Below are 21,538 nucleotides of genomic sequence, written 5' to 3'. Positions count from 1 at the left end.
GAGAAGGCGCCGCCGCCGTGGCGGGCCATGCCGCCGTAGGTGTCGATGATGATCTTGCGGCCGGTCAGGCCGGCGTCGCCCATCGGGCCGCCGATCTCGAACCGGCCGGTCGGGTTGACGAGCAGGCGGTAGCCGTCGGTGGCCAGCTTGATGCCGTCCTCGGCGAGGAGTTCGAGCACGGGCTCGACCACGTACTCGCGGATGTCGGGGGTGAGGTGGCCGTCGAGGCTGATCTCGGCGGCGTGCTGGGCGGAGACCACCACGGTGTCGAGGCGGACCGGCCGGCCGCCGTCGTACTCGATGGTGACCTGGGTCTTGCCGTCGGGGCGCAGGTAGGGGATCGCCCCGTTCCTGCGGACCTCGGCGAGGCGGCGGGAGAGCCGGTGGGCCAGGTCGATCGGGACGGGCATCAGGGTCGGTGTCTCGTCGGTGGCGTAGCCGAACATGAGGCCCTGGTCGCCGGCGCCCTGCCGGTCCAGGTCGTCGGCGTCGCCGTCGGCTGCGGACCGGCCCGGCGAGGACCCCCCGACGCGCGCCTCGTAGGCGCTGTCGACGCCCTGCGCGATGTCGGGGGACTGCGCGCCGATCGAGACCGAGACGCCGCAGGAGGTGCCGTCGAAGCCCTTCTCCGAGGAGTCGTAGCCGATCTCCCGGATCTTCGTGCGGGCGAGGGCGGCGACGTCGGCGTGGGCGGTGGTGGTCACCTCCCCGGCGATGTGCACCTGGCCGGTGGTGATCAGCGTCTCCACGGCGACCCGGGAGGCCGGGTCCTCGCGGAGCAGCGCGTCGAGGATGGTGTCGCTGATCTGGTCGGCGATCTTGTCGGGGTGGCCCTCGGTCACGGATTCCGAGGTGAACAGCCGCCTGGACATGGCGAATCCCTGGAAGGTCGGCGGTCCGGGCGGACCGCGGGCGGGCGGAGCGGGGCGGGCGCAACAACGGGTGCGAACGGCGGGTGCAGGGGGCGACGGAGGGCGCAGATGCAGCGGCGGGTGCGGGGCCGGCGCGGGGAGGGGCGGTGGTACGGGGTGGCGGTCAGACCGCCACGCCGGTGTGCGGGGCGGGCGCGGTGGCCTGGGAGACCGGCGCGGGCACGGGCGCCGGCGCCGCGGCCGGCAGGAGCGGGTGCAGGGCGAGGACGGCGCGGGCGATGGCGTCCGAGTCGCCGAGGGTCACCGAGTTGACGCCCGGCCGGATGCCGGCGGCGGTGACCCAGTGCACGGCCTCCGTCGGGACGCCGTAGGCGAACCTCCGGGGGTGGGCGCGGCCGTCCGCGGCGAGCAGCCGGTAGGGGCGTTCGGTGACGGCCAGGCCGCCGGTCTCGTACGCCGCGCCGGAGGTGTCCCGGATCCGGTAGGTGCGGGCCTGTCCGGCGTCGAGCAGCCGCCGCAGCAGCCGGTCGCCGGTGCGGCGGAGGTCCGGTTCGGGCAGCCGCGCCTCGATCAGGGCCCGCGCGCGCACCGGCGGCGCGTCGACGGCGGGGGAGTGGGCGGTGAAGGAGGGCTGCGGCCCGGTGGTGTCGAGGCCGATCCGGACGTCCGGGCCGAGGACCTCGACGACGCCGGCCTCGATCAGGGCGCGCAGTTCGTCGATCCGGGAGGCCGGCGGGCCGATGGAGAGGAACGCGTTCAGCGGGGTGTACCAGGACTCCAGGTCGTCACGGTAGGAGGAACCCTCGATGCCGCCGTGGTCGACGGCGAGCCGGATCTCGTTGCGCAGGTCGCGCAGCACGTCGAGGGCCGCCTTGAGCGGTCCGCTGAGGTTGCCGGACCGGGCCTCGCGGGCGTCCCGGGCCAGTTGGCCGAGGAGCCAGCCTCGGTGTTCCGCCCGGTCGCCGAAGCGCCGGTCCGCGTGCGGGTGGGCGAGGGCGTGCCAGTCCCAGCGCTCCGTCTCGGGTATCCGGTGCCGGTCGAGCAGGGCGGCCCGCCGGTCGGGGTCGGTGCCGAGGTACTCCTCGGCCAGCCGGGCGCCGGTCTCCGGGTGGCCGGTCGCGGCGAGCAGCGTGGCGTAGTACACGGCCTCCACCTCGCGGGCGACCAGCGGCCACAGGTCGTCGGCGAAGCGCACCGGCTCGCCCGCCTCGGCCCGCTTGCGCAGCCGGGCGACGTACTCCTCGGTGAGCAGCCGGGGGGTGTGGCGGCCGTGGGCGCCCTTCTCGTTCTCGCCGCGCGCGTGGTACGGCACGCCGCGGCGGGAGCCGGCCACGATCAGCGGCTCGCGTCCGGAGGGGTGGTAGACCAGCCGGCCGCCGTGTTCGGCGAACCGGCCGCCGCGGCCGCGGGTGAGCAGGGCCAGGTGGTCGAAGAAGTTGAGTCCGAGACCGCGGACCAGGACGGGGCGGCCGGGCGGCAGGGTGGACAGGTCGACGTCGGCGGGGTTGGCGGGCGGGAGGTAGGTGAGGCCGTGTGCGGCGGCGGCGCGGGCCAGGGCGCGTTCGCCGGAGGTCGCGCCGGCCGGGACGTGGCCGAGGGCAAGGACGACCGCGTCCAGGCCGACGAGCCGCCGGCCGTCCGCGAGGGTGAGTACCTGGGACGCTCCGGGGAGCGGGTCTGTGTCGTCCAACTCGACGGCTCGGGTGCGGTGTTCGACGACCCGGCAGTGTGCCGGGGCGGTGGAGCGGACGCGCCGGTAGACGTCGACCAGGTACCGGCCGTAGAAGGCGCGGGTCGGGTAGGCGTCCGGCGACAGATCGCGGGCCTCGGCCCGGACCGGGACGTCGTACTCGCCCGGACCGCCGTGCGGGACGGTCGACTTGGCCCACTGGTAGAGGCTCGGGCCCTCCTCGACCGGGCCGTCGATGGTGACGCTCGGGTCGGTGAAGACGGTGACCTGGGAGGCCACGGTGTTCATCAGCAGCAGGCGGGACTGGGTGGTCCGCCAGACCCGTCCGGCGCCGGGCGGGTAGGGGTCGACGAGGTGGACGGTCAGCGCGGCGGCCGACGGGCGGGACCGTTCGTTGGCCAGCAGCCGTTCGAGGACGGAGAGGCCGCGGGGGCCGGCGCCGACCACGGCGATCTGCCGGTGCCGGGCCGACGGGCCGGGGGAGTGGGGAGCCATGGTCGATGTCCTCCCGTTCTGGGTCGACGCCCCGCCGGCGAAGGCGGAGTCCGGCGGGGCGTCGGGCAGGTGTGGTGCGACGGTGGTGACGCGGTCGTGACGGGCCCGGGGCGGCGTGACGCGGCCGTTCCCGGGGGCGGTGCGGAACCCGTGCGCCGGACCTCGCGCCTCGAATCCCGCGCGCCGGAACCTCGCGCGCCGGAACCCGTGCGTCAGGGGTGGCGCAGCAGGATCTTGCCGAGGCTCTCGCGGCGCTCCAGCTGCGCGTGCGCGGCGGGGGCGTCGGCGAAGTCGTACTCGCGGTCGATCCGGGCCCGCAGTGAGCCGTCGATCAGGCCGGAGAAGAGGTCGCCGGTCCGGGTGGTGAACTCCTCGCGGGTCCGGACGTGGTGGGTGAGGCTGGGCCAGGTGAGCCGCAGCGAGCCCTTCTGGACGAGGAGGAACGGGTCGATCGGGTCGGGGGTGCCGCTGGCCCGGCCGTAGACGACCAGGGTGCCGCGCGGGCGCAGCGAGTCGAGGCTGTCGAGGAAGGTCACCTTGCCGACCGAGTCGTACACCGCGTCGGCGCCCACGCCGTCGGTGACCCGGTGGACGACCTCCCGGAAGTTCTCCCGGTCGTAGCGGACCACGGTGTCGGCGCCGAGCCCGGCGATCAGCTCGGCCTTCTCGTCGGTGGAGACGGTGCCGATCACGTGGGCACCGGCCCGCTTGGCGAACTGGACCAGGAACTGTCCGACCCCGCCGGCCGCCGCGTGCACCACGACCACCTGGCCCTTGGCGACGGGGTGCGAGTCGTGGGCCAGGTAGTGGGCGGTCAGGCCCTGGAGCATCGCGGCGACGGCCCGGCCGGAGTCCAGGCCGTCCGGCACGGCCGCCACCAGGCGGACCGGCACGGTGACGAACTCGGCGTAGGCGCCGGGTACTTCGCCGTACGCGACGCGGTCGCCGACGGCCACCTCGGTGACGCCGGGGCCAACGGCGTCCACCGTGCCGACGGCGTCCATGCCCGGGACGAAGGGCAGCGGAACGGGGAAGACGCCCTGCCGGTGGTAGACGTCGACGTAGTTGACGCCGATGACCTCGGTGCGGATGCGGATCTCGCCGTCGGCGGGCTCCGTCACCGGCACGTCGTCGTCGACGCGCAGCTGCTCGGGGCCGCCGTGGGCGTGGACGCGGATCGCCTTCATGGGGTGGTACCTCGGCTGTTCTGGTAGGCGGGGTTGGCGGGTACGGGCGACGGCAGGCTGCCGCCGTCCGGGATCGGCCGGGGGCCGGGGGCCGGCGCGGAGGCCGGTTCGGTGGCCGGTTCGGTGGCCGGCGCGGTGGCCGGAGGGCGTGCAGGGCGGTTGGACACCAGGCCGCCGGCGATCATCAGGACGCCGCCGGCCAGTTGCAGCGGCGTGGGCGCCAGCGACAGGGCCAGCAGGCTGACGACGACCGTGAAGGCCGGCTCCAGCTGCAGCACGCTCGCGGTCTCCCAGGGCCGCAGCCGGTCCAGGGCCAGGTGCAGCGTCACGTACGCCAGGCAGAAGTTGGTGACGGCAAGCAGGAGTTGGAGGAGGAGGGTGCCCGCGCCGGGGTGCCAGCGCAGCGGACCGGGCGCGAGCAGCAGGACCGGCAGCAGCACCACCGTCGCCAGGACCAGCCGCCAGAGGCTCAGCTGGAGCGCCGGCACCCGGGCCATCAGTGACTTGGCGGGGAGGAAGGCGAGACCGGCCAGGACGGCGCCGGCCAGGACGAGCAGGTCGCCGCTGCCGACGGCGGTGAAGCCCGCGCCGGGTTCGCGCAGCACCACCAGCACGCCGCCGGCCAGGGTGACGGCGAGACCGGTGGACTGCCACCAGCGGAGCCGGTCACCGAGCAGGAACACCGAGGCGAGGACCGCCGTCGGGCCCTGGAGCTGGATCAGGAAGCCGCCGTTGACCGGGGTGGTCCGGCTCAGCCCGGTGATCACCAGGGCCAGCGAGAGGCCGGTGCCGACCACCGCGACGAAGCCGACCCGTGCCCAGTCCCGGGCGGAGAGCCCGCGCGGGACCAGCGGTCGGCGGCGCGCCACCAGGTATCCGGCCAGCAGCGCGGCGCCGATCGACAGGTTGAGCTCGGTGGTCAGCAACGGATCGATCTCGCGGGTCACCCGGTTGGCCAGGACGGCGCCGGCGCCGAAGAAGGCGGCGGTCAGCAGCGCGTATAGGTAGCCCTGCGCGCGCACGGTGGTGGGCCCTTCCGGTCGATGGGGCAGGTGGGGGCGGGATCCGCGGGGGCCGGGGTCAGCGGACCTTCACCCGGACGGTGTGGCCGCGCTCGACCCCGTACCGGGCCGCGAAGTTGCCCTGGTTGAGCGCGAGGCCGAGCTGGTCGCGGCTGGCGATGTAGGCGAGCGGCTCGCCCTCGCCGGTCTCGCCGAAGGTGCGGCGCAGCGGGGTGGAGAGCCGGGCGCCCCCGATCTCGATCTCCAGGGCGGCCTCGAAATCGACGCCCTGGCTGTCCAGGAATTCCCGGGTGATGCTGGTCCAGACGTTTCCGTAGTTCTTGTCGAGAATCGCGACCTCGCCGACTATCCAGCCGTCCTCCACCGTGGGTTCGGCGACGTCCAGCAGCGTGATGTCGGAAACTTCGATCTCGTCGCCGATTTCGCTGAACGATATTCCGTTGGCGATGTGCGCGGCGGCGGAAATGACGATGTCGCGACCGTAGAACGTCGGGTCGATGACCGGGCGGCGGACCTTCTCGGAGGTGATGCGGCGCACCTCGGCCACGCCCGCCTCCTTGACGATGCGGGTGAGCAGCCCGTTGTCGGGTGCGAAGTAGGTGTGCCCCTGGGGCGTGCGGAGGCCGATCGCGTTGTCCTGGACGCCGGTGTGCGGGAAGGTGACGCACGCGAACACGGCGTCGCCGGGGAAGTACCGGAACGAGTCGCGGATGTAGAGGCTGGCCTCGTAGATGTCGAACGGCGTCACGTCGTGGGTGACGTCGATGATGTTGGCGTGCGGGGCGATGCTGAGCACCATGCCCTTGCAGATGCCGACGGCGTCGTCGACGAGCCCGAAGTCGGTGAGCAGCCCGACGATCGGCCGGGGCGCGAGCAGGCCGGTGGCGGCGGTGGCTGCGGGGGAGACGGACATGCTGAACCCTTTCAGGATTACCGAAACGGGACGGCGTGCTTTGGGGGTGACGGGCCGGAACGCCGCAGGGCGGTCGGGAATATCCGGCGGGAATCCCCTGGTAAAGGGCGATTCAAGCGGCGCGAGATTGAAGCGAGGCTAGCACCCGGTCGGCCCCGAAGAAAGCTTGTGCTGTTGCGGCCGCATTAAGTCGGTTCGACAAACCGGAATGATGCCCACCACTTGGGGAAATGTGCCGGTCGGGGCCGTGGAATAGTGCGCACGGTTCGACGGAAAATACCATGACCGGGTCGGACGGGTGCGTACGTGCGCACCCGCATTCGTGTGCGGACCGGTCCCGGCCGACACGGGCGGTCGTGGACGCCGGACGCGCCGGTGAACGTGCTCACGGACCCGCGTACGGACGCGGCCGCCGAGGACCGGGCCTGACGGAACGTCACAACTGGGCCTCGGTCGCCGCGAGCCGGCCGAACGCGCAGACGGCGCGCCCCCCGGCCGCTACGGTGGGCGGCAGCCGAAACCGGGGGGCGGGCGCCGACGTGAACATCTCCATGACGACGTACGTCCGTCCCGAGGACGGCGTGCCCGGCCACGAGCCGTTCGAGCAGCGTCCCCGAGCGGTCTCGTCGGCGGTCACCGACGGGAATCCGCACGCCGAGCAGCGGGCGGTGGTGCTGACGCCGGAGGCCGAAGCCGCGGCCCTGACGGTCGAGGCCGCACCGAAGTCCCACCACCTGCCACCCCGGCCGACCGGTGAACTGGTCGGCCGGGAAGCGGAGGTGGACGCGATCGGCGAGGCCCTGGCCGAGGGCGGCGGTCTGGTCACCCAGGCGGCCACCCTGCACGGCCTGGGCGGCGTCGGCAAGACGGCGCTGGCACTGCACTACGCCTACAAGCACGTGAACACCTACGGGCTGATCTGGTGGATCACCGCCGAGTCGGAGGAACAGATCGCCGAGGCCCTCGCGGACCTCGCCGTCCACCTGCACCGCGACTGGGCGCTGACCGAGCCCCTGAGCCGCCAGGTCGAGTGGGCGGTGGCCTGGCTGCGCGCGCACGAGAACTGGCTGCTGGTCTTCGACAACGTCGAGGACCCGGTCCACCTGGCGCCCTACCTGAGCCGGTTGCTCGGCCGCGGCCACCAACTGGTCACCAGCAGACGCGCCGACGGCTGGCACCAGGGCATCCGCCCGATCCGGATCGACGTCCTCGACGCACCGCTCGCCGTCCAGTTGCTCTGGGGCACCGCCCGGCCGGGTGAGGAGCCAGCCGGGGCCGACGAGGTCGAGCAGGCCGAGGCCCGGGCGCTGGCCGACGAGCTCGGGCACCTGCCGCTCGCCCTCTCCCAGGCGGGCGCCCACGTCCAGCAGGCCCGGACGACCTTCGGCGCCTTCCGGGAACTGCTGCGCGCCGTCGCCCCGTCCGAGTCGCCCGCCATGCCCTCGGCCCTCGACACGGTCTCGCGGCTCTGGCGCACCACGCTGCACACCGTCGGGCGGACCGCCCCGTTCGCCGTCGAGCTGCTGCGCACGCTGGCCTGGTACGCCCCGGAGGCACTGCCGAGCGAGGCGCTGCGGCCGTTCGGCTCCCGGAGTCCGAAGGAGGTGGACACCGCCCTGAAGGTGCTGGCGGGATATCACCTCATCACCCTCGGGCCGCAGACGGTGGCGGTCCACCGGCTGCTCCGGAGCGTCCTGCGGGCGGGCGACCAGGACCGGAGGGTCCGTTCGCGGGCCGAGCGGAACCTCGCCGCCGCGGTGGCCCGCCTCTGGCCGGAGGCCGATCAGGAGGCCCGCCGGGCACTGCTGCCGCACATCAGGGAGCTGGCGTCCTCCGTCGACTCCTCGTCGCGCCCCACGCCGGAGACGATCGAGCTCTACCGGCTGGCCGCCGAGGAACTCCCCGAGCCGGAACAGCGGGTCTTCGTGATCCCCCTGGTCGCGGCGGTCGCCGACGGCCGGCGCCGGCTGCTGGGCGCCGACCACCCCGAGACGCTCGCCGCCCGCGGCAGGCTCGCCGAACTCCACGCCCGGGTCGGCGATCCGGCCCGGGCGGTCGAGCTCTGCCGGGCCGTGGTGGCCGACCGCAGCCGGGCCCAGGGCCCCGACCACCCCGCCGTCCTGGCCGACCGGCACTCCCTCGCCCACGCCTACCGGAAGGCGGGCGACCACGGGCGGGCGGTCGAGGAGTTCCGGACGGTGGTGACGGAGCGCGCCCGGGTCCTGGGCGCCGACCACCCGGACACCCTCGCCGGGCGCGCCGGGCTCGCCTACGCGCTCCAGGTGTCGGGCCACCGCCTGGAGGCGGTCGCGGAGTTCGAGCTCCTCCAGGAGGACCTCGTACGGGTCCTCGGCCCCGACCACGCGGACACCCTGGCCGGCCGGAACAGCCTCGCCTACGCCCAGCTCACCGCCGGGGAGCACCGGCTCGCGCTGACGCTCTACGCGCAGGCCGTCACCGACCGGACCAGGGTGCTCGGCGCCGACCACCCCGACACGCTCACCAGCCGGGGCTGGCTCGCCGCCGCCCACGCGGCCGCCGGCGACCACCGCGCCGCCGTCGACGAGCACGAGGCCGTGGTCCGCGACCTCACGCGCACCCTCGGCGCGGACCACGGGCAGACCCTGGACGCCCGGGGCCGGCTGGTGAGGGCACGCGTCGAGGCCGGCGATCCGACGGGCGTGGTGGCCGAATCGGCGAGCCTTCACACGGACTGCATCCGGGTGCTGGGCGTCGACCACCCCGACGCTCTCGACGCCCGCTCCCGGTTGGCGTGGGCGTACCAGAAGGCCGGCGAGCGCCGCCGCGCCGTGGCCGTTCACGAGGCCGTGGTCCAGGACCGCCGCCGGATCCAGGGGCCTGACCACCTGGACACCCTGGAGGAGCGCTCGGAGCTGGCCGAGGCCCGCCGCCTCGCCGGCGCAGCCGGGCAGGAGCTCGCCGACCGCGAGGCGCTGGTCGCCGACCGGCTGCGCGTCCAGGGCCCGCACCATCCGGACACCCTCGCGGAGCGGTCCCACCTGGCCCGCGCGTGGCAGCGGGCCGGAGACGACGGGCGGGCGGTCGACCTCGCCGAGGCGCTGGTCGAGGACCGGACGCGCGTGCAGGGCGCGGACCACCCCGGCACGCTCGGTACGCGGTGGACGCTGGCCTGGCTCTGCTCGGTCTCCGGCCTGCACGGCCGGGCGGTGGACCGGTTCGAGGCGCTGGTGGCCGACCGCACCCGGCTCCAGGGGGCCGACCACCCCGAGACGCTCGACACCCGGTGGTGGTGGGCCTGGGCGTGCCGGAGCGCCGGCGAGCACCGCCGGGCGATCGGCCTCTACGAGGAACTGGTCGCCGACCGGCTGCGGGTGTCGGGCGCCGACCACCCCGAGACGCTGTCCGCCCGGGGCGGCACGGCCTGGGCGTGCAGCGACGCAGGCGAGCACCTGCGGGCCCTCGACCTGTACGAGGCCCTGCTGGCCGACCGGGAACGCCTTCACGGCCCCGACCACCCCGGGACCCTGGTCGCCCGGGCCAGCCTCGCCCTGGCGCTCCGCAACGCGGGGCGGCACGGGCGGGCCGTCGAGTCCTACGAGGCCCTGGTGGCCGACCGGACCCGCCTCCAGGGTCCGACGCACCCCGACGTCCTCGGTCTGCGGGCGGACCTCGCCCTCGCGCTCCGGGAGGCCGGCCGGCACCGCGGCGCGATCGAGCAGTACGAGGCACTGGTGGCGACGCGGACGCGCCTGTTCGGCTCCGACCACCCGGACACGCTGAACGCCCGGTCCGGTCTGGCGACCGCGCACCAGGCGGCGGGTGATCGCCGGACGATCGGCCTGTTCGAATCCCTGGTCGCCGACCGGACCCGTCTTCAGGGGGCGGACCACCCCGAGACGCTCGTCGCCCGGGGGTGGCTCGCGTGGACCTGCCGGGAGACCGGCGACCACGGCCGCGCGGTCGAGCTGTACGACCTGCTGCTGGCCGACCGCCTGCGGCTGAAGGGCGGCGACCACCCCACGACGCTGAGCACCCGCTCCGGCAGGGCCTCCGCCGTCCAGGGGAGCGGCGACCACCGGCGCGCCGTCGACCTGCACGAGGAAGTCGTCGCCGACCGCACCCGGGTGCAGGGGGCGTTCCACCCCGACACGCTCGACGCGCGGTGGGCCCTGTCCAGGGCCTGCACGGACGCCGGCCACCACGGCCGTGCGGTCCTCCTCCTGGAGGACCTGGCCGCGGACCGGTCCCGTGTCCAGGGGCCGGACCACCCGGGCACGCTCAACACGCGGTGGTGGCTGGCCCTGGCGTGTCGGCAGGCCGGGGACCACGCCCGCGCGCTGGAGCTCTACGGGGCCGTGCTGGCGGACCGGACGCGGGTGTCGGGCGCGGACCACGCCGAGACGCTCGTCGCCCGGTACGGGCTGGCCTGGACCCACCTGGAAGCCGGTGACCCGCTCCGCGCCGTCGCGCTCCACGAGGCCCTCCACCGGGATCGGCTCAGACTCCAGGGGCCCGACCATCCGGAGACACTGGCCGGGCGGGTCGGCCTGCTGCACGCGCTCGTTCTCGCCGGCCGGTTCCGCGAAGCGCTCGCCGGGCAGGAGGCACTGCTGGCGGACCGGCTCCGGATCAACGGCCCCGACCATGCCGAGACCCTGGCGGCCCGTTCGATACTGGCCTGGGCGCTGAGCCGTGCGGGGGACGGGCCGGGGGCACTGGCGGTCCGCGAGACGCTGCTCCGGGACCGGATCCGCCTCAAGGGCCCGGAGCACCCGGAGACCCTGGACGCCCGGGCCTCCGTGGCGTACGCCCTCACGGAGGCCGGACGCGTCCGCGAGGCCCTGGACGAGCGGACGCGCCTCGTCGAGGACCGTCTCCGCCTCCAGGGCGCGGAACACCCCGACACCCTGGACGCACGGTCGTGGGCGGCCGCCCTCCACCGGAACACCGGGGCGCACCGCGTGGCCGCCGACCTCTATGAGGCCCTGATCGCCGACCGGGCCCGGATCCAGGGGCCGGACCACCCCGCCACGTTCGACGAACGCCGCCATCGTGCCCTCACGCACCGGGAGGCGGGCCGTCACCGCCAGGCGGTCCGGGAACAGGAGCTCCTGGTCGCCGACTCCGTCCGGATCCACGGCTCCGACCACCTGGACAGCCTCGTCGCGCGCTCCGACCTGGCGCACGCCCTGCGGTGGAGCGGGGACCACACGGCCGCCGTCGAGCTCTTCGAGTCCCTCAGGGACGACCTGACGCGGCTGCGAGGGGCCGGCCACCCCGTCACCCTGGACGTCCTGGACAGCATCGCGTACACCCTCCGCGAGGCGGGCCGGTACCCGGAGGCCGCGGCCCGGTACCGCGACCTGCGGGCGGTGGCCGCCGACGCGCTCGGCCCGGACCACCGGACGGTGCTGGACGCCCGTTCGAGCCTCGGCGTCACGCTGCGGAGGGCGGGGGACTACCGCGCGGCGGTGGACGAGCTCTCCGCGCTGGTGCCCGACTGGGTGCGGGCGCTCGGACCGAACCACCCCGGGGTCTTCCTGACCGGACGCCGCCTCGCCTACGCCTCCCATCTGGCCGGTGACACCGGCACGGCCGTCACCCTGGTCGCCTCCCTGGTCGACCGGGCGACGAAGGCGCTGGGAGCCGCGCACACCGAGACGGTGGAGTGCCGGGTGGCGCACGCCCTGTTGCTGGCGCTCGGCGCGCGGCCGTTCCGCGCGGTGGTCCTGCTGGGGGAGCTCGCCGAGGAGAGCGCCGGGAACCGGGGGCCGTACCACCCGCGCACCCTGGGCATCCGCCAGGATCTGGCCTTCGCCCGACACCGGGCCGGGGACCACGCCGGGGCGGTGCGGGTGTACGAGGCCGTGGTCGAGGACCGCGGGCTCCGGCGCGAGGGCCTGTCCTCCGGGGTCCCCGCTCTGCTCGCGGCCGGGCACCGTGACACCGACGAGCCGATCGTGGCCGTGGCCGGCCGCCGGACGGGGGACTCCGAGCTGTTCCCCACACTGGCGGTCGGCCTGGCCCGGGCACTGGCGGCGGCCGGGCGGCACGAGACCGCGGCGGACCTGCTCGCCGCCGTCCGCGCCGGGCGGGACGCCGTGATGGGGGCCGGGCACCCGCTCGCCGTGGAGAGCCGGGCGGCGGCCGGGGCGGGGGCCGCCCCGGAGCCGGCCGCGCCGCTGCCGTCCCGGCGGGCCCCGGCCGCTCTGCCGGCGGCCCGCTCGGACACGACCGAACCCGGTCCGGCCGAGCCCACCGGTCCGGCTGGGCCGGGCCCGGCCCAGCCCGGCCCCGCGGTGCCCGACCCGGCCGCGACCGGCCCTGCCGTGTCCGAGCCGGTCGCGCCCGGCGAGCCCGCTCCCGGCCTCGTCTCGCCCGGCGGGGAAGCCCCCGTCGAGGCGGCGCCCGACGAGGAAGCCCCCGCCGAACCCTTCGGGGCGGCCGTCGCCCCGCGCGACCCGGCGAGTCCGGTCGGCGTACCGGCCGCCCGGGTCGCCTGGCGACCCCGGATCACCCTGCTCGACGAGCCCGCGGTGGGCGTCCCGGCCCGGCTGGAGCTGCGGTTCGAGCCGGACGTGGACCCGTCCGGGGCCGCGCCCGCAGACCCCGCCGACCGCGCGGAGCCCACCGACCCCGCCGACCCCGCCGACCCCGGCGGGGCGCCGGAACTGCCGGAGCTGCACCTGGTCGCGGCCGTCGCCTCGGACGCGGTGATCGACCCGCCGGTCACCGTCTACGACCCGGCCGGTCCGCCCGCCGAGTTCGCCCTGACGCCGGCCGCGTCCGGCCGGCACCGGATCCGGATCACCGTCTACGACCGGGGCTACGGCGTCGCCCTCCAGGACCTGGAGACCGCCGTCGACGTCACCCCCGCCGTCACCGTCCAGGAAGAGGAGCAGGAGTAGCCCGTGCCCCGGGATCTCGTCGTCCAGATCCGGCAGAACCCCTCTGCCGACTTCACGTTGCTGCCGCGCCAGGGCGGCCCGGGCTACCGGCCGGGTCCGCGCGGCCCGGAGCCGCTGCTGCCGGACCGGGGCGATCCGGGGTACCGGCCGGGTCCGCGCGGCCCGGAGCCGCTGGACCTGGAGGTGTCGCTGCGGCGGCACGGCACCGCCGACCTCCTGCACATGTCCGCCAACCGGCCGGGCGAGCGCTCGCCGCTGACCCGGGGCCATCACGCCTTCCTGGACGTCCCGGCCACCCGGTTGCTGCAGAGGGCCGCCCGGTTGCGGGCGGCCTGGCGGGACCAGTTGGTCAACTACCAGACGACGGACGAGGACGGGATGCCCCTGGCGTACCCGTTCGCGTCGGCCGTCGACCTGTCCGACCAGGTGAAGCTGGCCGAGAACCGCATGACGGAGCTCGCGGAGGAGGGCCGCTACCTCCTGGAGACGATGCTGGAGGGACCGGACCGGAACCTCGCCGAGTTCAGGGCGTTCCTCGTCGGCGCGCTCACCGAGGAGGGGCCGCTGCGGGTCAGCTTCGACTCGGACCTCCACCTGCCCTGGCCCATGATGGCGGTGGACAGCGGCCCGGGCGAGCCCTGGAAGGACTTCCTCGGCCACCGGCACCAGGTCGAGCAGACCGGTTCGTCCTACCAGCGCATCCAGGTCGCCCACCCGACCCGCGCCCGGGCGGTGACCAGCCTCAACACCGACGCCACGCTGGAGTCGGTCGGCCGGGCGCCGGAGGTCCGGAAGCTGCTGGAGGAGCGGACCGAGCTGACCGTGCGCACCGAGTCGGCCCGCTTCCTGGAGGCGCTCGCCGGTGCGGTCCTGGACGAGGACCTGATGTACTTCTGGTGCCACGGCCAGTTCGTCGACAACGGCACCCCGTTCGCCCAGCTCGCCGTCCGGCTCTCCGACACCCGGGACATCGACGCCGACCTGGTGCGCCGTCAGCGGCGCGCGCACCTCGACGAACCGGAGGCGCTGTTCCGGCCGTTCGTGCTGCTCAACGCCTGCCACGCCGGGCAGTCGGCGGCGGCCGAGCTGGAGCACCTGGGCCGGGCCCTGGTGGAACTGGGGGCGAGGGGGGTGCTCGGACCGCAGATCGAGATCCCGCAGGTGTTCGCCGCCGAGTACGCCTTCGCCTTCCTCGACCTGTACCTCACCGGCGAGTTCACCGCGGGGGAGATCACCCGGGAACTGGCCCGGCGGTTCGTCGACGACTACGGCAATCCGCTCGCGCTCACCTACTCCCTGCACTGCGGTATCGACAGCATCCTGGAGCTCACGACATGACTGCCCCCGCCGTGGTGGACCTCGACGAGCGGGGCCGGCTGCTCGTCCCCGGGACGCGGACGCCGGTGCCCGAGTCACGGGTCGCCGAGCACCTGGCCCGGTATCTGCGGGTGCCCGCACGGGCGACCGACATCTACGTGTACGTGCACGGCTGGAACACCGGCCGGTCGGCGGCGACCCGAACCGCGGCCGGACTGGTCGAACGGGCGGCCGGGTTGCGCGGCCGGGCGCCGGAGGCGTACCCGGGACTGGCGCGCGGGTACCGGCCGTGGTGCGTGGTGGTGCGCTGGCCGTCGTCGAGCGTGCCGTCGCTCGGCGGCTACCGGCGGATCCGCGACCGCGCGCACGCCATGAGCGGGCCCGGCCGGGGACAGGCGGGCTACGTGATCGGTCACCTGCTCGGGTACCTGGACGCGGGGCGCGGGAACCCGGCCGATCCGGCGGTCCTGGCCAACCGGTCGGGGCAGTACCTGCACCTGGTCGGGCACTCCTTCGGCGGCCGGTTCCTCTGCGAGGCCGTCCAGTGGGCGGCGGAGCGGCCCGCCGCCGGGCCGCAGGTGCTGGGCTGGAGCGGGAAGGCCGATCCGGCGCGGCCGTTCACGGCGGACAGCGCGCTGATCTTCCAGATGGCGGCGCCGCGGGACGCCTTCGACCGGCTGTTCCCCCGCCTCTTCGCCGCAGCGGGCCGGTCGGGGGCGCCCCTGCGCGGGCCGGTGGTGCTCACCCACTCGCGCTGGGACCGGGCGACCGGCTTCTGGCACCTGCGGGCCGAGGGCCGGCCGGGGATCGGGCACTCCGGGACGGGGTCGGCGCCGGTCGCGCAGTACTCCGAGCGGCTGCGGGCGACGAGTACGCCCTATCCGCGGCAGGCGCTCGACCACCCGATCGTCAACATCGACGCCGGTGAGGTGTACCGGGGCAGCCGGGCGGGCCGCCGGCTGGCGCCGGCCGGTGCGCACTCGGACTTCCAGCACCCCGAGTCCGCGCACCTCCTGCTCAGCCTGGCCTCGCTCTCCCGGTGACCGGGCGGGCGCCGTCCGGCCGTCGACGGGACGCGCCCCGCGGTACCTGACGCCGTCTCGGACGGGCGCGTTCGGGGGCGCGTTCGGGCGGGCCGCGCCCGGTGCAGCCTCCCGCCGCGGTCCGGCCGGGCCGGTCGCGTCGGTCCGAGCGGCGCGCCACGGTCCGGGGACCCGGCCCCCGGAGGGTTCGTGGGCGATGCGGACGTCTTGTGAACATGCGGTGATCGGCCGTTGATCGGCCGTAGAACCGCGCCGTGGAGCATCGGCGCCAGGGGGGAACACGGTTCGACGGCCGGTCCGGTCGGCGCCGCCCCCGGCGTGCCCGGCGGCCGTGCGGACCGCCGGTCCCCGGTAGTCGGTCACCCCACGGAAGGCGGACGAGGCATGGACGGCGGTCAGTCGCTGCAGTCGACGGCGGGCTTCGGAGAGGTCCTCAGGATCCGGCGCGAGCGGGTCGGCCTGACCCAGCAGGTGCTCGCCGACCACGCGACCCTGAGCGTCCGGGCGATCCGGGACATGGAGAGCGGCCGGGTACAGCGCCCCCGGCAGGAGACGGTCCGGCTGCTGGCCGACGCGCTGCGGTTGGAGGGCCGCCACCGGACGGCCTTCGAGGCGGCCGCGCGCCGCCAGGCGCTCGCCGAGGAGCCCCGGGAGGAACCGACCGCACCGCCGGTCGCCCGCGGCGCGATCGTCGGCCGCGAGCTGGAGGTGGAGGTGCTGGCCGACGCCCTCGCCGTGCACGGTGACCGGCTGGTCACCGTGGCCGGTCTCGGCGGAGTCGGCAAGACCCGGCTGGTCCTGGAGGTGGCCCGCCGGCTGCACCTCACGGCCCACTGGTCGGTGCGGTGGCTGGACTGCGCCCGGCTCCCGGCCGCCGGGACCGAACGACGCGCCGACCTCGCCGGGGCCATCGGCGACCGTCCCACGCTGCTGGTGCTGGACGGTGCGGACGCCGGGGTGGACGCCGTCCTGCTGGACGAGCTGTTCCAGCACTGCCCCGGCCTGCGGGTGCTGATCACCGCCAGGGTGCCGCAGCCGCTGCCGGGCGGCCAGGTGATCCCGCTCGCCCCGCTGCCCACCCCCGGGCCCGAACTCGACCACGACCCGGTCGCGCTGGCCGAGGTCGGCGCCGTCCGGCTGCTCCTCTCGCACCTGCGGCGGCTGCGCCCCGGCTACCGGCTGGAGCGCGACGAGGCGCCCGCGGTGGCCGCGCTCTGCCGCCAGCTCGACGGCCTGCCCGGCGCCCTGGAACTGGCGGCCGGCTGGTCGACGGTGCTCTCGCCGCGCCAGCTGGTGGCACGGCTGGCGGACGGGCCGTTCCACCTGGCGCCGCCGCCCGCCGGGTACGGCGGGCGCGGTGACGTCGGGGCGGCGCTGGGCGCGGCACTGGAACGGCTGACGCTCGGCCAGCGGGACCTCCTGGAGCGGCTGGCGGCGGAGCCGGGGGACTGGTCGGGGGAGGACGCCGTCCAGCTCACCGGCCGGCCGCCGCAGGAGTGCTTCGCGGCGGTGCACGAGCTGCTGGCGAGCGGGCTGATCCGGAGCGTCCAGGCCCGTGAGGGCGTCCGGTTCACCGTGCTGAACCTCTGCCGCAGACTCTTCGGCGCCGCGTACCCGGTGCTGGCGACGGCGGGTTGACCGGTCGGGCCGCGCCGCCTTCCGGCAGGCCGCCGCCCACCGGCCGCCGCCCGTGGGACGCCGTCGGGCGCCGGACGCGACGTGCGGCGCGGGGCGATACTGCCCGTCTCTTGCCGGGCGAGCTGCCGGTCCGGAGGGCCGATGCTCCCTAGCGTTCTGTTCACGGCCGGACAGCCCGGTCGGCCGTCCGGCCCGGCGTCGCCGGGGCGAGCCGGCCGAGCCCCTCCCCGGAGGCGCACCGCCCCGGACACCCGCGACCGCCGGCCGGGACCCCCACCACCTACCGACACCAAAGGTTTTGCACCGTGGAGCAGCTGAAGCAGCACGGAACGGCCCGGGCCGCCGGCCTGGACGTCGTCGTGACGACCATGGCCTCGGACTCGCACACCTGGAACCTGGTCTTCCTCCAGTTGCTGCTGGAGGAGCTCGGGCACCGGGTCACCAACCTGGGCGCCTGCGTGCCGGACGAGCTGCTGGTCGCCGAGTGCCGCCGCGCCGAACCGGACCTCATCGTCCTGAGCAGCGTCAACGGGCACGGGTTCAACGACGGCATGCGGGTGATCGGCGCCCTGCGGGCCTGCCCGGAGCTGGGCCGTACGCCGACCGTGATCGGCGGCAAGCTCGGCATCGCCGGCTCGGGGGACCCGACCCGGCAACAGGCTCTGCTGGCCGCCGGGTTCGACGGGGTCTTCGAGGAGGGCGGCTCGGTGGCGGAGTTCCGGTCCTACCTCCGGTCGCTGTCGATCGGGGTGCTGCTGTGACCGGCTTCGGCGCCTTCGTGGCCCAGGCCCGGGCGGCCGGCGCCCTGGTGGTCCAGCCGCGGATGGGCATGGCCGACCCGCTGCGGATGCGCGACGGCCTGCTCGCCACCCGGGACGCGGCGGCCGTCACGGTCGGCACCCTCACCCTGGACAGCTACACGCGGACCGGCGACCTCGCCGCCGCCCGGCGCGCCCTCGCCGAGGGGGTCGGCCTGAACGGCTACCCGATCGCCACCCACTCGGCGGACGTCACCCGCGCGGTGCTCCGCGGGGTCGTGGACGCGGGCTTCCCGGTGCAGGTCCGGCACGGTTCGGCGATGCCGGAGCACATCGTGCGGGCCCTGCTGGCGGTCGGTCTGGACGCCACCGAGGGCGGCCCCGTCTCGTACTGCCTGCCCTACAGCCGGACGCCGCTGCACGAGGCGGTGGCCTGTTGGCAGCGCAGCTGCGAACTGCTCGCCTCGATCCGCGAGTTCGGCGCCGAGCCGCATCTGGAGACGTTCGGCGGCTGTCTGATGGGGCAGCTCTGCCCGCCGAGCCTGCTGATCGCGGTGAGCGTGCTGGAGGGGCTGTTCTTCCGGCAGCACGGGCTGCGCAGCATCTCGCTCAGCTACGCCCAGCAGGCCGACCTGCGGCAGGACGAGGAGGCGCTCACGGTGCTCGGCCGGCTCGCCGACGAGCTGCTGCCGGACGTCGACCGGCACATCGTCCTCTACGCCTACATGGGCGTCTTCCCGCGCTCGCCGGGCGGTGCCCGGCTGCTGCTGGAGGAGGCGGCCCGGCTGGCGGTGCGGACCGGGGCGGCCCGTCTGATCGTCAAGACCACCGCCGAGGCGCACCGGATCCCGACGGTCGGGGAGAACGTCACCGCGCTGGAGACGGCCGCCGCAGCCGCCGCCGACGAGCGCGCCCGCCTGCGCCCGGCCGCCCCACCGTCGAGCACCGCCGTGCGGGTCGCCGGCCGGGACACCGGGATCGAGGCGGAGGCGCGGGCGCTGATCGGCGCCGTGCTGGAGCTGGACACCGATGTCGGGCGCGCGCTGGTCCGGGCCTTCGCCGCCGGCTACCTGGACGTTCCGTACTGCCTGCACCCCGACAACGCCGGCCGGGCCCGCAGTTCGCTCGGTCCGGACGGCCGGCTGTCCTGGTCGGGTGTGGGATCGATGCCGATCGCCGGTCTGTCGGGCGGACCGCGTCCGCCGATCCTCGGCTCGGCCGAGCTGCTCACCGCGCTCTCCCACGTCCAGCGGACGTACGACGCCCGCGCCGCCGCCGGTGCCGTCGCGCGCTCCGGCGGCACGACCCCCGAAACGCCCCGCACACCCGCCGCACGACGAGAGTTGGGACTCACCTCGCCATGACCGACCACGGGCCATCCACCTCCGCCACCTCCTCTTCCCCCGCGCCCTCCGCGGCCTCCGGGCCGGTCGACCCCGGGCGGCACCTGACCTCCCCGGCCACCCGCAGCGCGCTCCGGATCCAGTACCAACTCCTGACCGCCGCGCGCGAGTTCCTGAGGGCTCAGGGATTCACCGAACTGCTCCCGCCGATCATCGGCCCGGTCACCGACCCGGGCTCGCGCGGCTCGAAGCAGGTCGACATCGACTTCTACGGCCACCGCTACAAGCTGATGACCAGCGCCATCCTCTACAAGCAGGCCTCGCTGCTGGCCTTCGACAAGATCTTCTGCATCGCGCCGAACGTCCGGTTGGAGCCGTTGGAGACCGCCGGGACCGGCCGCCACCTGGCCGAGTTCCACCAGCTGGACGTGGAGGTGGCCGGCGCGAGCCGGGACGACGCCGTCCGGCTCGTCGAGGAGCTGGTGGTGCACATGGTGGGCAGCGCGGTCCGCGAGCTGCCGAAGGACTTCGCCGAACTCGGCCGGGACACCGACGCGTTCACGGAACTACTGAAGGGCTCGTTCGGCCGGATGCGGCACGCCGGGGCGGTGGCCGAACTCCAGGAGCTCGGCCACCCGCAGAGCCCGGACGCCGAACTCGACTGGGCCGGCGAGGCGTTGCTCTCCTCCCGGCGCGACCGGCCGTTCTTCGTCACCGACTACCCGAAGGGCTCCCGCGGCTTCTACGACCGCGAGAGCCCGGACGACCCCGGTCTGCTGCGGAACTTCGACCTGATCGCGGCCGAGGGCTACGGCGAGCTGTGCAGCGGCAGCCAGCGCACCAACGACTACGCGGAGATCGTCACCCGGATGCGGGAGACCGGCGAGAACCCGCAGAAGTACCGCTGGTACCTGGACCTGGTCCGCGAAGGCGTGCCCGGCAGCGCCGGGTTCGGCATCGGCGTCGAGCGGCTGACCCGCTACGTCGCCGGGCTGGACGAGGTCTGGCAGGCCAGCGCCTTCCCGAAGATCGCCGGGGTGGTGTCCCCGTGAGCGACCTCTCCGCGCCCGGCTTCCCGGAGGAGGAGGTCCGGCAGCGCGCCCGCTCGGGCGCGGCGGCGGCGTTCCCCCCGCCCGGCGAGTACGGCCGGGTCCTGTTCGGCGCCGAGCGCGACGACGGGCGGCGGGATCCGCGGGACCCGCTGGACGCGCTGCGCCTCGTCCCGCCCGTCTTCATGCCGCAGCGGTTGGCCAAGCTGATCGACCTGGGGCGTGAGCCCGACTACCGGGACGTCGAACTCGTCACTCCCGTCGGCGGGTTCACCTCCGCCCTGCCGGTCTACGTGTCCGCCCTCGGGTCCACCCGGGCGGCCGGCGGGGACCTCGGCCTCGCGCTCAGCCGGCAGGCCGGGGCGCTGGGCCTGCCGATGGTGATCGGGGAGAACGTCGTCCCGGTGAACGGCTACGGCCGGCTCGGCGAGGCGGCCGACCGGGCGTTGCTCGGCCGGTTGCGCGCCTACGCCGGGGAGCTGCCGGACGGGCTCGGTGGAGTCGCCGTCCAGCAGTCCACCGAGGACGCCGACGCCGAGGTGTGGAACCTCGTCTACAGCGACCCGGCGGCCCTTCCGCTGCTCGAATCCGGGCGTCTGGCCTTCGAGTTGAAGGTCGGACAGGGGGCGAAGCCGGGCCTGGGCGGGATGACCGTGCTGGACGCCGGGGCGGCCGGACGGCTCGGTGACCGGTACGGGCTGGACCGGGTGTTCGGCGACGGGCGGGTGCTGAGGTCCAGCACGCCCGGCACCTTCACCGCGGAGATCCTGCGCCAGCAGGTCCGGCTGATGCGCAACAACTTCCCCCGGGCCCGGGTCTGGGTGAAGCTGCACCCCGGCCGGGACGTCGCCGAGGCGGCCCGGGTGGCGGCCGGGGCGGGGGCCGACGCCGTCACGGTGGACGGCGCCGAGGGTGGGACGGGCTGGGCGCCCGGGGTCTTCCCCGCGCAGGTCGGCCTGCCGCTGGCGGAGTGCCTGCGCCGGCTGGCGGTGGCCGGGCCGCCGCCCTGCCTGCTGGTGTCCGGGCGGATCTGGGAGGGCGGCCGGGCGGTCAGGAGCCTGGCGCTCGGTGCCCGCGCGGTGGGGCTGGGCCGGGCGGCGCTGCTCGCCACCGCCGAGGACCCGGAGGCCGGGCTGGTCCGGTTCGCGGACTGCCTCGCCCTCGAACTCCGGTTGCTGATCAGCGCACTCGGGAAGTACACGCCGGCCGCGCTGGACGGTGACGACGTGTGGTCCGCGGAATTCCCCGGAATGTCCGCGGCAGGTTAGGAGAGCGGTAGTTCCCGGCAGCCCGCCGACGCGCCCCGTGCGTGTCGACGGGC

General features: G+C 75.4%; 13 protein-coding genes. 8 read left to right on the top strand and 5 right to left on the bottom strand.

What is annotated here, in order from left to right:
- The 5 genes from metK to PUR61_RS21045 form a co-directional block, all read right to left on the bottom strand.
- Positions 1 to 872, bottom strand: an 872-nt coding sequence (metK, locus tag PUR61_RS21065) for a methionine adenosyltransferase (RefSeq protein WP_329880726.1), incomplete at its 3' end; no start/stop codon positions are given.
- Between the two features lie 163 nt (positions 873 to 1,035).
- Positions 1,036 to 3,057: an FAD/NAD(P)-binding protein gene (locus PUR61_RS21060; protein ID WP_329880725.1), complete on the bottom strand. Its 2,022-nt coding sequence runs from the start codon at positions 3,055 to 3,057 to the stop codon at positions 1,036 to 1,038.
- A gap of 212 nt (positions 3,058 to 3,269) precedes the next feature.
- Positions 3,270 to 4,244: a quinone oxidoreductase family protein gene (locus tag PUR61_RS21055; protein WP_329880724.1), complete on the bottom strand. Its 975-nt coding sequence runs from the start codon at positions 4,242 to 4,244 to the stop codon at positions 3,270 to 3,272.
- A complete protein-coding gene (locus tag PUR61_RS21050; RefSeq protein ID WP_329880722.1) occupies positions 4,241 to 5,266 on the bottom strand; it encodes a DMT family transporter in 1,026 nt (341 codons plus the stop codon). Before PUR61_RS21050 ends, PUR61_RS21055 begins: the two co-directional genes overlap by 4 nt.
- A gap of 58 nt (positions 5,267 to 5,324) precedes the next feature.
- Positions 5,325 to 6,179 carry an SAM hydrolase/SAM-dependent halogenase family protein gene (locus PUR61_RS21045; RefSeq protein ID WP_329880721.1) on the bottom strand — a complete coding sequence of 285 codons (855 nt, stop codon included), beginning with the start codon at positions 6,177 to 6,179 and terminating at the stop codon, positions 5,325 to 5,327.
- Between the two features lie 551 nt (positions 6,180 to 6,730).
- On the opposite strand from PUR61_RS21045, the gene PUR61_RS21040 reads away from it, so the two are divergent.
- The 8 genes from PUR61_RS21040 (at position 6,731) to PUR61_RS21005 (ending at position 21,485) form a co-directional block, all read left to right on the top strand.
- The gene (locus tag PUR61_RS21040; protein ID WP_329880720.1) at positions 6,731 to 13,069 is read left to right on the top strand and encodes a tetratricopeptide repeat protein; all 6,339 of its coding nucleotides are present in this window, start codon (positions 6,731 to 6,733) and stop codon (positions 13,067 to 13,069) included.
- Between the two features lie 3 nt (positions 13,070 to 13,072).
- The gene (locus tag PUR61_RS21035) at positions 13,073 to 14,407 is read left to right on the top strand and encodes a CHAT domain-containing protein (RefSeq protein WP_329880718.1); all 1,335 of its coding nucleotides are present in this window, start codon (positions 13,073 to 13,075) and stop codon (positions 14,405 to 14,407) included.
- Positions 14,404 to 15,429 (top strand): hypothetical protein, encoded by a 1,026-nt coding sequence (locus PUR61_RS21030; protein ID WP_329880716.1) that lies wholly within the window; start codon positions 14,404 to 14,406, stop codon positions 15,427 to 15,429. Before PUR61_RS21035 ends, PUR61_RS21030 begins: the two co-directional genes overlap by 4 nt.
- A gap of 384 nt (positions 15,430 to 15,813) precedes the next feature.
- A complete protein-coding gene (locus PUR61_RS21025) occupies positions 15,814 to 17,067 on the top strand; it encodes a helix-turn-helix domain-containing protein (protein WP_329880715.1) in 1,254 nt (417 codons plus the stop codon).
- 305 nt (positions 17,068 to 17,372) lie between these two features.
- Complete coding sequence (locus tag PUR61_RS21020; RefSeq protein ID WP_329880713.1) at positions 17,373 to 17,828, top strand: cobalamin B12-binding domain-containing protein; 456 nt, start codon at positions 17,373 to 17,375, stop codon at positions 17,826 to 17,828.
- Positions 17,825 to 19,189 (top strand): methylaspartate mutase, encoded by a 1,365-nt coding sequence (locus PUR61_RS21015; protein WP_329880711.1) that lies wholly within the window; start codon positions 17,825 to 17,827, stop codon positions 19,187 to 19,189. The genes PUR61_RS21020 and PUR61_RS21015 overlap by 4 nt, the downstream gene beginning before the upstream one ends.
- On the top strand, positions 19,186 to 20,220 hold the full coding sequence (locus tag PUR61_RS21010) for an asparagine synthetase A (protein ID WP_329880710.1): 1,035 nt from the start codon (positions 19,186 to 19,188) through the stop codon (positions 20,218 to 20,220). The genes PUR61_RS21015 and PUR61_RS21010 overlap by 4 nt, the downstream gene beginning before the upstream one ends.
- On the top strand, positions 20,217 to 21,485 hold the full coding sequence (locus PUR61_RS21005; protein WP_329880709.1) for a glutamate synthase-related protein: 1,269 nt from the start codon (positions 20,217 to 20,219) through the stop codon (positions 21,483 to 21,485). Before PUR61_RS21010 ends, PUR61_RS21005 begins: the two co-directional genes overlap by 4 nt.
- Positions 21,486 to 21,538 lie beyond the last annotated feature (53 nt).

The sequence above is a fragment of the Streptomyces sp. BE20 genome (genome assembly GCF_036322525.1).
GTDB lineage: Bacteria > Actinomycetota > Actinomycetes > Streptomycetales > Streptomycetaceae > Kitasatospora.
Note: the sequence above shows the minus strand (reverse complement) of the source record. Positions and strands in the feature narration are given on the sequence as shown.